At 55.2% G+C, this 12411-nt stretch carries 12 protein-coding genes; 3 read left to right on the top strand and 9 right to left on the bottom strand.

Annotated elements, in window-relative coordinates; genetic code table 11:
- Positions 1-138: 138 nt before the first annotated feature.
- Together UTO39_RS18300 and soxR are read right to left on the bottom strand one after the other, a co-directional pair.
- A complete protein-coding gene (locus UTO39_RS18300) occupies positions 139-810 on the bottom strand; it encodes a glutathione S-transferase (protein ID WP_320727757.1) in 672 nt (223 codons plus the stop codon).
- Positions 811-1131: 321 nt separating this feature from the next.
- Complete coding sequence (gene soxR, locus UTO39_RS18295) at positions 1132-1590, bottom strand: redox-sensitive transcriptional activator SoxR (RefSeq protein WP_023331806.1); 459 nt, start codon at positions 1588-1590, stop codon at positions 1132-1134.
- Between the two features lie 98 nt (positions 1591-1688).
- On the opposite strand from soxR, the gene soxS reads away from it, so the two are divergent.
- Positions 1689-2015: a superoxide response transcriptional regulator SoxS gene (soxS, locus tag UTO39_RS18290; RefSeq protein ID WP_008503387.1), complete on the top strand. Its 327-nt coding sequence runs from the start codon at positions 1689-1691 to the stop codon at positions 2013-2015.
- A 6-nt stretch (positions 2016-2021) separates the two neighbouring features.
- On the opposite strand, the gene UTO39_RS18285 is transcribed toward soxS, so the two are convergent.
- On the bottom strand, positions 2022-3587 hold the full coding sequence (locus UTO39_RS18285; protein ID WP_320727756.1) for an EAL domain-containing protein: 1566 nt from the start codon (positions 3585-3587) through the stop codon (positions 2022-2024).
- A 656-nt stretch (positions 3588-4243) separates the two neighbouring features.
- Between UTO39_RS18285 and UTO39_RS18280 the strand changes: the two genes are divergently transcribed.
- Complete coding sequence (locus tag UTO39_RS18280; protein WP_045261050.1) at positions 4244-4525, top strand: YjcB family protein; 282 nt, start codon at positions 4244-4246, stop codon at positions 4523-4525.
- Positions 4526-4585: 60 nt separating this feature from the next.
- Here UTO39_RS18280 and ssb1 read toward each other — a convergent pair whose 3' ends face one another.
- Positions 4586-5116 carry a single-stranded DNA-binding protein SSB1 gene (ssb1, locus tag UTO39_RS18275; RefSeq protein ID WP_006177466.1) on the bottom strand — a complete coding sequence of 177 codons (531 nt, stop codon included), beginning with the start codon at positions 5114-5116 and terminating at the stop codon, positions 4586-4588.
- Positions 5117-5367: 251 nt separating this feature from the next.
- On the opposite strand from ssb1, the gene uvrA reads away from it, so the two are divergent.
- Positions 5368-8190, top strand: a complete 2823-nt coding sequence (uvrA, locus tag UTO39_RS18270; RefSeq protein ID WP_320727755.1) for an excinuclease ABC subunit UvrA — start codon at positions 5368-5370, stop codon at positions 8188-8190.
- 2 nt (positions 8191-8192) lie between these two features.
- On the opposite strand, the gene UTO39_RS18265 is transcribed toward uvrA, so the two are convergent.
- The 5 genes from UTO39_RS18265 to alr all read right to left on the bottom strand — a co-directional run bounded on the left by UTO39_RS18265 (position 8193) and on the right by alr (position 12401).
- Positions 8193-8546, bottom strand: a complete 354-nt coding sequence (locus tag UTO39_RS18265) for an MmcQ/YjbR family DNA-binding protein (protein WP_061099548.1) — start codon at positions 8544-8546, stop codon at positions 8193-8195.
- A 2-nt stretch (positions 8547-8548) separates the two neighbouring features.
- On the bottom strand, positions 8549-8965 hold the full coding sequence (locus UTO39_RS18260) for a secondary thiamine-phosphate synthase enzyme YjbQ (protein WP_061099549.1): 417 nt from the start codon (positions 8963-8965) through the stop codon (positions 8549-8551).
- A gap of 112 nt (positions 8966-9077) precedes the next feature.
- A complete protein-coding gene (gene aphA / locus UTO39_RS18255; RefSeq protein ID WP_061099550.1) occupies positions 9078-9791 on the bottom strand; it encodes an acid phosphatase AphA in 714 nt (237 codons plus the stop codon).
- Positions 9792-10008: 217 nt separating this feature from the next.
- Complete coding sequence (gene tyrB / locus UTO39_RS18250; RefSeq protein WP_061099551.1) at positions 10009-11202, bottom strand: aromatic amino acid transaminase; 1194 nt, start codon at positions 11200-11202, stop codon at positions 10009-10011.
- Positions 11203-11321: 119 nt separating this feature from the next.
- The gene (gene alr / locus UTO39_RS18245) at positions 11322-12401 is read right to left on the bottom strand and encodes an alanine racemase (protein ID WP_061099552.1); all 1080 of its coding nucleotides are present in this window, start codon (positions 12399-12401) and stop codon (positions 11322-11324) included.
- Positions 12402-12411 lie beyond the last annotated feature (10 nt).

Below are 12411 nucleotides of genomic sequence, written 5' to 3'. Positions count from 1 at the left end.
AAGGCAAACGATTATCCAGCCTAATACCCGCCCTTTTCAACTGAACTTTGTCGTTTTTCGCTAAAATTCACTTATGACGATGAAGAAATAAACAGAGGATGCGCAAACGTTATCGTCTATGCGCAATTTGTTTACATTTCACTCCTCGCCCGGGATCGTTAACGGGCCACCCTGTTGCAGGGTTCTTTGCCAGCCGGGGCTGCCCTCCACTTTTTGCTTCCATGCCTGAATATGCGGCAGATTAGCAATGCCGCCGCGCGCCAGCAGGGCAAAGAGGGGGAAGCTCATCTGAATGTCGGCCATGCTTAACGCCTCTCCGGCAAACCAGCTGTTTTTAGCGAGATGTGAGTCAATAAAGCGCGCGTGGGTCTCCAGCTGGAGGTTGAGATACGCTTTCTGTACCCCCTGCCCCAGCGCCTTGCCCAGCGTTCGGATGCCAAACGGCACGGGCGGCTTGCCGAGACTGCTGAAGACCAGCTTCATTAGCAGCAGCGGCATCAGCGAGCCTTCGGCGTAATGCAGCCAGAAGCGGTATTGCACCTTATGCGCGGGGTCTAAAGGCTTCAGCCGCGATTCTGCATCATAGGTTTCCTGCAGATACTCCAGAATGGCGCCTGACTCCGCAAGGATCAGCCCGTTATCTTCAATGACGGGCGATTTGCCCAACGGATGCACCTTTTTGAGGGACTCGGGTGCCAGCATGTTCTTTTCGCGCTGGTAATGAACGATCTCATAAGGCAGGCCGAGTTCTTCCAGCGCCCAGATCGCGCGGTGCGAGCGCGACTGGTTAAGGTGATGTACCGTGAGCATGGTTTTCTCCTGTTATTCATACTTTTTAACTATAGAAAATCGAACAACACCGCGAAAAAATTTCGTCTAAAAAACGGCTGGCGCGGCTGGCGAAAAAACGGGTCTTGCATAGAATTAAAGTGTCAGCACAATCCGGAACCTCCCCAACCAGCTCGACACGAGGGGTGCTGATGTCGGGGGAAACCCTCCCGTGAACCAGCGGGATAGAGAGAAAGACAAAGACCGGGAAAAACTAAAGCGCCCTTTGTGGCGCTTTAGTTCTTTATTGTGCTTTTTGCCGGGTTGCGGCTGCGCCTTACCCGGCAAACAGGCCGCACGGGCTCAATCCTCCTCCAGCAGCCGCGCCCCCGTCCCCTGCTCGCCCAGCCTGTCGCCGGGGTTACGCAGCGGGCAGTCGCTGCGGGACAGGCAGCCGCAGCCGATACAGCCGTCCAGCTCGTCACGCAGCGCCACCAGCGTGTGGATACGCCTGTCCAGCTCTTCACGCCACTGGGACGAAAGCTCTTTCCACTCTTTTGGGCTCAGCGTATGCCCTTCCGGCAACACGCCGAATGCCTCACCGATCGTCGCCAGGGGAATGCCGATGCGTTGCGCAATTTTAATAATCGCCACGTAGCGGAGCACGTCGCGGGTATAGCGGCGCTGGTTTCCGCCGTTACGGATGCTTTTAATTAACCCTTTGCTTTCATAGAAGTGGAGCGCCGATACCGCAACGCCGCTTCGCTTTGCCACTTCGCCGGGAGTTAAGAGCGCTTTAATGCGCGGCAATCTCTTTTCCATAAAACCTCTTTACCTCAAGTTAACTTGAGGAATTATACTCCCCCGCAGAGAAAACGACGAATCAACCGAGAAAGTTGTATCTACAGAGGGGCAACCTTATGTCGCATCAGCAGATTATTCAGACACTTATTGAATGGATTGACGATCATATCGACCAACCGCTGAACATTGATGTGGTCGCAAAAAAATCGGGCTATTCGAAATGGTATTTACAGAGAATGTTCCGCACGGTCATGCACCAGACGCTGGGAGAGTACATTCGTCAGCGCAGGCTGCTATTGGCGGCGCAGGCGTTACGCTCAACGCAACGGCCGATTTTTGATATCGCGATGGATCTTGGCTATGTGTCGCAACAAACCTTTTCCCGCGTGTTTCGCCGCGAGTTTGACCGTACGCCAAGCGATTACCGCCACCAGTTGAATTAATGCGTATCAGTGCAAAGGTTGCTGCTGCCAGGTCATAAATTCCTGGGGCGGCATCGCTTTCGCGAAGTGCCATCCCTGACAGAACTGAACGCCGCGCTTCAACAGCCAGCTCACCTGCTCAGCCGTTTCCACCCCTTCCGCAATGGTTTTAAGCCGCAGGCTTTGCGCCATCTCGATAATATGCTCGGCGATCAGGTGGCTGGTACTGTTGGTGGTTAAGGTGTCGATAAACGATTTATCGATTTTCAGAATATCGACGTTCAGCGAGTAGAGGTTGTGCAGGTTGGAGTAACCGGTCCCGAAATCATCGATCGCCACTTCATAGCCCGCCTGACGGAAGGCCTGAATCACCGGCGTGGTTTTTGGCACATCGATAAAGCCGCGTTCCGTCACTTCAATTTTAATTTGCTGGGCGCGTACGGCGTAGTGCCGGGCCTTGTCAGTAATCATGGCGATCAGCCGCGAGGAGTGGAAGTCCGTGGCCGACAGGTTAATCGAAATATAGAGATGCGGATGCGCCGCCAGGAAATGGCCCAGATCGCTGAACACCTCCTCAACGACATAGTCCGTAATCCGCTCGCTCATTCCCTCTTTTTCAGCCAGCGGAATAAACTCAGCCGGGCTCATTACCTGCCCATTGAAACCAGGCCAGCGCAACAGCGCCTCTGCCCCCACGCACTGGTTATTCTTGATATCGATAATCGGCTGATAGTGCAGGCAAAGCTGACGTTTGTTCAACGCCCTGTGCAGTAAGCGCCCCGGCGAATTAAGCTCACGATGGGTGCGGGACCACACCAGCAAAATAATAATGCTGCAGATCATTCCCAGCGGTAGCGTCAACGTCGCCTGGTGATAGAGCGTTTCATAAAAACGTTTATCTGACGTCGACACGATAGCGGCAATAGGTCGTTTAGGCGATTTTACGACGGTATAGAAACGGTTATCTTTTTGAAATACCGATTCCTTATCCCGAATCATCGAATTTAATAAAGTCGCATTGGCTTTCTGACTGACGGAAAAGAAGGCATTAGTCACCGTGTCGTATACCCCCCATGCGAGGGAATGATCGGTAGACATCACTTCACTGTAAGAAAGCGGATTGACCACCACGACATAATTTCCGCGCTGCATATATGTCATTTTATAGCCAGTATAAAATGGCGTATCGCGAAAATAATAGATAGCAACGTCAGGTTTACGCGTGTAATTAGCGACCGGAATGACGTAGGGTTGATCCGGTGTAAAAATGGTCGAACAATGAAAATTCTGACCTTCAGCATAAATTAAATCGGCGACAAACAGGCGGCCGCGAACAACGTTCAACATATATTGACGATGTTCCGGCGTACAACGTTCACCCTGATATTTTTCTGCCTCGCCCCTGGCCAGTTCAACCTGTTGAATTACCAGTTCTGTTTTGTCTAAAGCCAGTTCAGCAAATGTACGTAGCTGAGCGCTCGTTTCCGACTCGGCTCGTAGCTGGGCAAACCATAGAGCAAGCATCACCGGCAGCATAACTACCATGATGATCCCTACCACCCTGAGCATTTTGCGCCGCGCGCTACGATTCATTTCCCGCCCTATATCCCTGCATGTTGTACGCCTGTAGTAATGAAGGCCGGATGCTTTGTTAAACAGGTGATTACGTTGCATGAATCATGCGAAGTTAGCAACTGACTTTTAGTATTAAAAATCTTAAATTTCGTTATGACGATAATATTTTCCCGTAAGCTAAACTGTAAGTATTCGTTCCGTTTCAATTAAGGAAAATAATTATCCATCGCGCACGGGAGGTTTGAAGAGAACACAACAGAGGATCGCTGATTAAGCAAAACTTCTGGCGGCATGAAAAAAATACAACATCAACGTGACGTTTTATCCTATTTCTGCGGGTATATTTTGTTCGTTGTTTTATAAATAATCAGACATCACCACAATATTATCAGAAAATAATGCGCCCCCTAAAAACGGCACGGCTGGCCGTCTCTTTCTCGCGGATGCTCTTCCCCGCTTGCCCGGCGAGCATTATCCCGGCACGTTTTGGACCCGCATCCCCCTGTGTGAAAGCAGTCCCGTACCGCACGCTCTTTTTTCCGGGTAATAAAATCCCCTTTTTTGGCTACGCAGACACTGGCGAATAAATCAACAAATGTGATATAGTTCACACATATTGTGTAACGAGAAACATTGTTTCATTCAGTTCGTCTGTTTTGTAGAGGATGGGTTTTATGGCAACCATTACTACCAGCATGGTTCTCCTGCGCTGGCCCTTGTTGAGTGCGGTTTTGATGTTTTTAGCCAGCACGCTGAACATTCAGTTTCGTAAATCCGACTACGCGGGTCTTGCCGTCATCAGTACCCTGTTAGGGCTTGGCGCGGCCTGCTGGTTCGCAACGGGCCTGCTGGGCATCACCCTGCTGGATATGGCAGCGGTCTGGGAAAATATAAAAGTGGTGATGGTTGAGGCGATGAGCCACACGCCACCAGACTGGCCGATGGTGATTACCTGATCCCTTCAGCAATAAAAAAACCCAGACGATGTCTGGGTTTTTTGTTTTAGCATCCGTTGATCAGAACGGGATATCGTCGTCGAAGTCCATTGGCGGTTCGTTAGACGGGGCAGGAGCAGACTGCTGCTGCGGACGAGACTGCGCGCCGCCGCTGAACTGGTTGCCGCCCTGAGGCTGCTGAGGCTGACCCCAACCACCCTGCTGCTGGTTCTGACCGCCACCTGCCGGTGCGCCACCGCCCTGACGGCCACCCAGCATCTGCATGGTGCCGCCCACGTTCACCACCACTTCCGTGGTGTACTTCTCAGCGCCGGACTGATCGGTCCATTTGCGGGTGCGCAGCTGGCCTTCGATATAGACCTGAGAACCTTTACGCAGATACTCACCGGCCACTTCTGCCAGTTTGCCAAACAGCACAACGCGGTGCCATTCGGTCTGCTCTTTCATTTCACCGGTCGCTTTATCACGCCAGGATTCGGAAGTAGCCAGCGTAATGTTGGCAACTGCGCCACCACTCGGCATGTAGCGTACTTCCGGGTCCTGGCCCAGATTACCGACGAGAATCACCTTGTTTACGCCTCTGCTGGCCATGTTCGTGTCTCCTGAATACGTTTCTTAATAGTGTAAACGCGCGAGTGTACCATTTCCACGCGGCAATTTGCATAGTTGCGTAGTCGGTTCAGAAATCTCTCGCGAACTCGACATTGTTACACAGCGAATCAGAAAATGCATTCCAATACTGTATATTCAAACAGGTTAAATTGTGTCATAATTAGCCGTTTCTGACAGCCGTTTGTCCTTCAAACAAACCAGGCAATCCGTGTTCCAACCGGGAAAGGTGAATGGATAAGATCGAAGTTCGGGGCGCCCGCACCCACAATCTCAAGAATATCAACCTCATAATCCCTCGCGACAAACTCATCGTCGTGACCGGGCTTTCGGGGTCTGGCAAATCCTCACTGGCCTTCGACACTTTATATGCCGAAGGACAGCGTCGTTACGTCGAATCACTCTCTGCGTACGCGCGTCAGTTCCTGTCGCTGATGGAAAAACCGGATGTCGATCATATTGAAGGGTTATCGCCTGCTATCTCCATTGAGCAGAAGTCGACCTCGCATAACCCGCGTTCAACGGTCGGTACCATTACTGAAATTCACGACTACCTGCGCCTGCTGTATGCGCGCGTGGGTGAGCCGCGCTGCCCGGACCACGACGTCCCGCTGGCGGCGCAGACCGTAAGCCAGATGGTCGACAACGTGCTGTCGCAGCCGGAAGGCAAACGTCTGATGCTGCTGGCGCCGATCATCAAAGAGCGTAAAGGCGAGCACACCAAAACGCTGGAGAACCTGGCAAGCCAGGGCTATATCCGCGCCCGTATCGACGGTGAAGTGTGTGACCTGTCGGATCCGCCAAAGCTGGAGCTGCAGAAGAAGCACACTATTGAGGTGGTGATTGACCGCTTTAAGGTGCGTGACGATCTCGCCACGCGCCTCGCGGAATCCTTTGAAACCGCGCTGGAACTCTCTGGCGGCACGGCCGTGGTCTCCGACATGGACGACCCGAAAGCGGAGGAGCTGCTCTTCTCCGCCAACTTCGCTTGCCCAGTTTGCGGCTACAGCATGCGCGAGCTGGAGCCGCGCCTGTTCTCGTTCAACAACCCGGCGGGCGCGTGTCCGACCTGTGACGGTCTGGGCGTGCAGCAGTATTTCGATCCGGACCGCGTGATCCAGAATCCGGAGCTGTCGCTCGCGGGCGGGGCCATTCGCGGCTGGGACAAGCGTAACTTCTACTACTTCCAGATGCTGAAGTCGCTGGCGGAGCACTACAAATTCGACGTTGAAGCCCCGTGGGCGAGCCTGAGCCCGAACGTGCACAAAGTGATCCTGTTCGGTTCCGGCAAAGAGAACATCGAGTTCAAATATATGAACGACCGTGGCGATACCTCTGTGCGTCGCCACCCGTTCGAAGGGGTGCTGCACAATATGGAGCGCCGCTACAAAGAGACCGAATCCAGCGCGGTGCGCGAAGAGCTGGCGAAGTTCATCAGCAACCGCTCCTGCGCCACCTGCGAGGGCACGCGTCTGCGTCGCGAAGCGCGCCACGTGTTTGTGGAAAACACGGCGCTGCCGACTATCTCAGACATGAGCATCGGCCACGCGATGGACTTCTTCAATAACCTGAAGCTCTCCGGCCAGCGTGCAAAAATCGCCGAAAAAGTGCTGAAAGAGATCGGCGATCGCCTCAAGTTCCTGGTGAACGTTGGCCTGAACTACCTGACGCTTTCCCGCTCGGCGGAAACGCTCTCCGGCGGTGAAGCCCAGCGCATCCGTCTGGCGAGCCAGATTGGCGCGGGCTTAGTCGGCGTGATGTACGTGCTGGATGAACCGTCCATCGGTCTGCACCAGCGCGACAACGAACGCCTGCTCGGCACGCTTGTCCACCTGCGCAATCTCGGCAACACGGTGATTGTGGTCGAGCACGACGAAGATGCGATCCGCGCCGCAGACCACGTGATCGACATCGGTCCTGGCGCGGGCGTACACGGCGGTCAGGTGGTCGCGGAAGGGACGCTGAAGGACATCATGGCGGTGCCCGAGTCGCTGACCGGCCAGTACATGAGCGGCAAGCGCAAGATTGAAGTGCCGAAACAGCGCGTGGCGGCGAACCCGGAAAAAGTGCTGAAGCTCACCGGGGCGCGCGGCAACAACCTGAAGGACGTGACGCTGACGCTGCCGGTTGGCCTGTTTACCTGCGTCACCGGCGTGTCCGGTTCCGGTAAATCGACGCTGATCAACGATACGCTGTTCCCGATTGCGCAGACGGCGCTGAACGGCGCGACGCTTGCCGAGCCTGCACCGTATCGCGACATTCAGGGGCTGGAACATTTCGACAAGGTTATCGACATTGACCAGAGCCCGATTGGCCGTACGCCGCGTTCCAACCCGGCGACCTATACCGGCGTCTTCACGCCCGTACGTGAACTCTTCGCCGGCGTACCGGAAGCGCGCTCGCGCGGGTATACGCCAGGACGTTTCAGCTTTAACGTGCGCGGCGGCCGCTGTGAAGCGTGTCAGGGCGACGGCGTGATCAAAGTTGAGATGCACTTCCTGCCGGATATCTACGTGCCGTGCGACCAGTGCAAAGGCAAGCGCTATAACCGCGAAACGCTGGAGATTAAGTACAAAGGCAAGACCATCCACGAAGTGCTGGACATGACCATCGAAGAGGCGCGCGAGTTCTTTGACGCCGTCCCTGCGCTGGCGCGTAAGCTGCAGACGCTGATGGACGTTGGCCTGACCTACATTCGTCTGGGGCAGTCAGCGACAACGCTGTCCGGCGGTGAAGCCCAGCGCGTGAAGCTGGCGCGTGAGCTCTCCAAACGCGGAACCGGCCAGACGCTCTACATTCTGGATGAGCCGACCACCGGTCTGCACTTTGCGGATATCCAGCAGCTGCTGGAGGTTCTGCATCAGCTGCGCGATCAGGGCAACACGATTGTGGTCATCGAACATAACCTGGACGTGATTAAAACCGCGGACTGGATTGTCGATCTTGGCCCGGAAGGCGGCAGCGGCGGCGGTGAAATCCTCGTCTCCGGTACGCCAGAGACCGTTGCAGAGTGCGAAGCCTCGCACACCGCGCGCTTCCTTAAACCGTTGCTGTAATCTCAGACGGAGAGCTGCTGTCGGGTCACTTCCGGCAGCAGCTCAACCGCCTGCTTGTAGGACGCATCCACCAGATAATAAATTTGCGAGCCGGGCAGCGAGCCGTCCAGATAAACGGTACTCCAGTGCGCCTTATTGAGGTGCTGACTCGGCCTCACATCATCATGCTGCTGACGTAACAGATCCGCCAGTTCCGGGCTGGTTTTCAGCGACGCCGCCGGACGCCCCTCCACCTCTTTCACCATCGCAAACAGCACGTCTCCCACTTTAATCTGCGTGGCTTTCCAGTCGCTATGAACGCTCTGCTCAGCGCCAGGTTTACTCATGCAGTACTGAAGTAGCTCCGAAATTGTCATCTTTATTCCCCTTGTAGCGTTGCGATAATTTTACGCGAACCACCGTGAATGCGATGTTCTCCCAGCCAGATCCCCTGCCACGTTCCCAGCAGTAGCCGCCCGTTGTGTACCGGCAGCATCAGCGATACGCCCAGCAGAGAAGATTTGATATGCGAAGGCATGTCATCTGCGCCCTCATAATCGTGCTCGTAGGGGGCATTGTCCGGAACCGTCTTCAGGAAATGGTGTTCCATATCAGACCGGACGGTGGGATCGCAATTTTCATTAAGCGTGAGAGAAGCCGATGTATGCTGAAGCAGCAGATGCAGTAAACCCGTTCTGACGCGTGACAGGTCGCGGATTTGTCCGATGACTTCTTCCGTCACAAGGTGAAATCCGCGGGGTTTGGCGCTTAAGGTCAGGGTCTGTTGATACCACATGTGCTGCTCCGTTCTGAAAGATGAATCTTTCTAAGTGTGCAGCAAGAAGGCGAAAGGTAAAACCCGCAGCGGCGGATTTGTTCAAAAAAGAATCATACCCGCCGCTCATGCATTAATACTCGGAGTTAACGATCACCTCTTCGCCAAACTTGCCTGCCATCGGCAGCGGTCGATAGGTCGAGTTAGAGGCACGCAGCACCCGGATCGCTCTGGCCCCCACATCCTGCGCCGCGGTAATGTCGTTATCCGAATCACCGTAGAACACTTTGATGTTTTTCTGCTCCAGCCACTGGGTTTTGGTGTTTTGCCCCTCTTTATCACCGGCAAAAATGACCGGGTTCATGCTGGCCGTCGGGATCTGAAAATCGTCCTGCAGGGTTTTGGAAACAGTCTCCGTTTTGGTCTGGCTACGGCCGGTGACAAAGTAAATGCTGTCGCCGCGCTTAACGTGCATAGCAATAAGCGCGCGGGCGACCTCTTTCGGGATGCTGTACTCGTCCCAGCCGTTATTCATTTTTTCCCAGAACTCCGGGTTCTTCAGATACGCTTCGCTTTCCGGGGAATACGTTTTCTTACCGCGCCAGAAGCCAGGGCTTGAGAAAAGCACGGTATCGTCAATGTCGAAGCCCACGGCCATTGGCGGACGGCCCATCAGGCTGTTTTCAATTTGGGCGACGGAAACCCAGTGAATGGGTGCCTGTTCGGCAAGCATGGCGGCGGTGGTGCCGGTGTAGAGCGGCGTCGGCGCGGAAGCTCGCGCCACAACGGCACTATTAAGCGAGAACAATAAGCAGGCGGCGCTGAGCGCCAGTGTGATCTTGCGCATATTTTCCCCTGAATATTCAGTTTGTTATCGTTTTATTTTGAGTGAATGGTCAAAAAACTATCCGACCATAACCCCAGCGGGAGGTGAAGGAAAGGAGTTTTTGCTTATAAAGATGAATAAAAAGAAGACGATCACAAAGTACCGGGGGACGTGTTTATGGGGCCTGAGGCCCTCACCCCGGCCCTCTCCCGCAGGGAGAGGGAGGATAAGTAAGCACTTACATTACTGCAGCAAACGCCTGCGCCATGCGGTGAACGTTGCTGGCATTCAGGCCCGCCACGCACATGCGGCCGCTGGCGATCAGGTAGACGCCGAACTCTTCGCGCAGACGATCGACCTGCGCCGCGCTCAGTCCGGTATAGCTGAACATCCCGCGCTGCTTGAGCAGATAGTCGAAGTTGTGTCCCGGCACGGCTTCTTTCAGCACGTTAACCAGCTCCTGACGCATGGACAGGATGCGCTTACGCATCGCTTCCACTTCGGCAAGCCAGGACGCCTTCAGCTGTTCATCACCGAGTACCGTCGCTACCACCTGCGCACCAAAGTTTGGCGGGCTGGAGTAAATGCGGCGAACCGTCGCCTTAAGCTGGCCCAGTACGCGACCTGCCGCTTCTGAGTCCTCACACACCACGGACAGACCGCCAACGCGTTCGCCGTACAGAGAGAAGATTTTTGAGAAGGAGTTGCTGACCAGCGCTGGCAGCCCGGCGCTGGCAACGGCGCGAATGGCATAAGCATCTTCTTCCATGCCTGCGCCAAAGCCCTGATAGGCGATGTCGAGGAACGGGATCAAATTACGTGCCTTCAGCACCTCAATCACCGCATCCCACTGGGCATTGGTGAGGTCCGCACCCGTTGGGTTATGGCAGCACGGATGCAGCAATACGATACTGCGCTCCGGCAGCGTGTTCAGTTTTTCCAGCAGCGCTTCAACGCGCACGCCGTTGGTTTCGCTGTCGAACCACGGATAGGTCTCGACTTTAAAGCCTGCCCCTTCGAAGATCGCAACGTGGTTTTCCCACGTCGGGTCGCTGACCCACACTCCGGAATCCGGGAAATACTTTTTCAGGAAGTCAGCACCGACTTTCAGCGCACCTGATCCGCCCAGCGTCTGGATGGTCGCCACGCGTTTCTGCGCGAGTACCGCGTGGTTGGCCCCAAACAGCAGAGGCGCGATGGTATTGCGGTAGGAGTTAAGCCCTTCCATCGGCAGATAAAGAGACGCACCGTGTGGAACAGCGTTAAGGCGCGCTTCGGCTTCGGCAACGGCTTTTAATTGCGGGATGATGCCATCCTCGTTGTAATACAGGCCAATGCTGAGGTTCACTTTGTCGCTGCGAGGATCTTCTTTGAAACGCTCCATTAAGGAGAGAATAGGGTCGCCGGCATAGGCGTCAACTTTCTGAAACACGCGATGGTTCTCCGGAATTCGATGAGGCAGGAATTTCAACAATAAACCGGAAGTGGAAGAAGGTCGAGAGGATGTTAGTAAAGTTGAAGTGAGGTTAATTACCTCACTTCACTGGCGGTTCAATCGATGTATTGCATCGCCACCCGCGACGTCAGGCGCGTGATAAGTTCGTAAGCACTTACTTTCGTTATTTCAGCAATGCGTTCAACGGGCAGACCTTCGCCCCACATCACCACATCGTCGCCCGCTTTATCCTGGGCTTCAGGCCCCAGATCAACGCAAATCATGTCCATCGCCACGCGGCCGACAATTTTCACTTCACGACCGTTAACCAGCACCGGCGTACCCGTTGGCGCCGCGCGCGGATAGCCGTCGCCGTAGCCCATCGCCACCACGCCGAGCCGCGTGTCGCGCTCGCTGGTCCAGGTACCGCCATAACCCACCGGCTCTCCCGCTTTATGCTCGCGCACGGCAATCAGCTTTGAAACCAGCGACATAACCGGCTTAAAGCCTAAGTCCGGCCCCCAGGGTTTGTTCTCCAGAGGGGAAACGCCATAAAGGATGATGCCTGGACGCGCCCAGTCGAAGTGGGACTGCGGCCACAGCAGGATCCCGCCGGAGGCCGCAATCGAGCGCATCCCCGGCTTGCCTTCGCAGAAGGTGTTGAAGATATCGAGCTGCTGTTCGGTTGCTCCGCACTCGGGCTCATCGGCACGGGCAAAATGGCTGACGATGTTCACCGGCTGGCGCACGTTTTTGCACTGGCTCAGACGCTCATAAAACGCTTCCGCGTTTTCCGGACGCACGCCCAGCCTGTGCATGCCCGTGTCGAGCTTCATCCAGACGGTCACCGGCTCGCTCAGCTCGGCGGATTCCAGCGCGGCCAGCTGCTCTTCGTTGTGCACCGCCGTGTGCAGACGCTGGTCGGCAATGGTCGGCAGATCGCTGGCTTCAAAAAAGCCTTCGAGGAGCAGAATCGGTTGAGTAATGCCGCCTGCGCGCAGGCGGAGAGCTTCTTCGAGACGGGCGACGCCAAAGGCGTCGGCATCGGGGAGCGTTCGCGCGGTCTCAAGAAGACCGTGTCCGTAAGCGTTCGCTTTCACGACTGCAACGAGCCTGCTGGCGGGCGCCAGTTCACGCAGACGTTGCAGGTTGTGTCGCAGAGCGCGGCGGTTAATTACAACAGTTGCCGCTTGCATTTGAATTCCT

The sequence above is a fragment of the Enterobacter sp. 118C5 genome (genome assembly GCF_034107645.1).
Lineage (GTDB): Bacteria > Pseudomonadota > Gammaproteobacteria > Enterobacterales > Enterobacteriaceae > Enterobacter > Enterobacter nematophilus.
Note: the sequence above shows the minus strand (reverse complement) of the source record. Positions and strands in the feature narration are given on the sequence as shown.

What these genes read in the sequence shown, in the direction of transcription:
- alr (WP_061099552.1), bottom strand. Translation starts at nt 12,401, where the DNA reads ATGCAAGCGGCAACTGTTGTAATTAACCGCCGCGCTCTGCGACACAAC.
- UTO39_RS18300 (WP_320727757.1), bottom strand. Translation starts at nt 810, where the DNA reads ATGCTCACGGTACATCACCTTAACCAGTCGCGCTCGCACCGCGCGATC.
- ssb1 (WP_006177466.1), bottom strand. Translation starts at nt 5,116, where the DNA reads ATGGCCAGCAGAGGCGTAAACAAGGTGATTCTCGTCGGTAATCTGGGC.
- UTO39_RS18285 (WP_320727756.1), bottom strand. Translation starts at nt 3,587, where the DNA reads ATGAATCGTAGCGCGCGGCGCAAAATGCTCAGGGTGGTAGGGATCATC.
- UTO39_RS18260 (WP_061099549.1), bottom strand. Translation starts at nt 8,965, where the DNA reads ATGTGGTATCAACAGACCCTGACCTTAAGCGCCAAACCCCGCGGATTT.
- uvrA (WP_320727755.1), top strand. Translation starts at nt 5,368, where the DNA reads ATGGATAAGATCGAAGTTCGGGGCGCCCGCACCCACAATCTCAAGAAT.
- soxS (WP_008503387.1), top strand. Translation starts at nt 1,689, where the DNA reads ATGTCGCATCAGCAGATTATTCAGACACTTATTGAATGGATTGACGAT.
- UTO39_RS18280 (WP_045261050.1), top strand. Translation starts at nt 4,244, where the DNA reads ATGGCAACCATTACTACCAGCATGGTTCTCCTGCGCTGGCCCTTGTTG.
- soxR (WP_023331806.1), bottom strand. Translation starts at nt 1,590, where the DNA reads ATGGAAAAGAGATTGCCGCGCATTAAAGCGCTCTTAACTCCCGGCGAA.
- UTO39_RS18265 (WP_061099548.1), bottom strand. Translation starts at nt 8,546, where the DNA reads ATGACAATTTCGGAGCTACTTCAGTACTGCATGAGTAAACCTGGCGCT.
- aphA (WP_061099550.1), bottom strand. Translation starts at nt 9,791, where the DNA reads ATGCGCAAGATCACACTGGCGCTCAGCGCCGCCTGCTTATTGTTCTCG.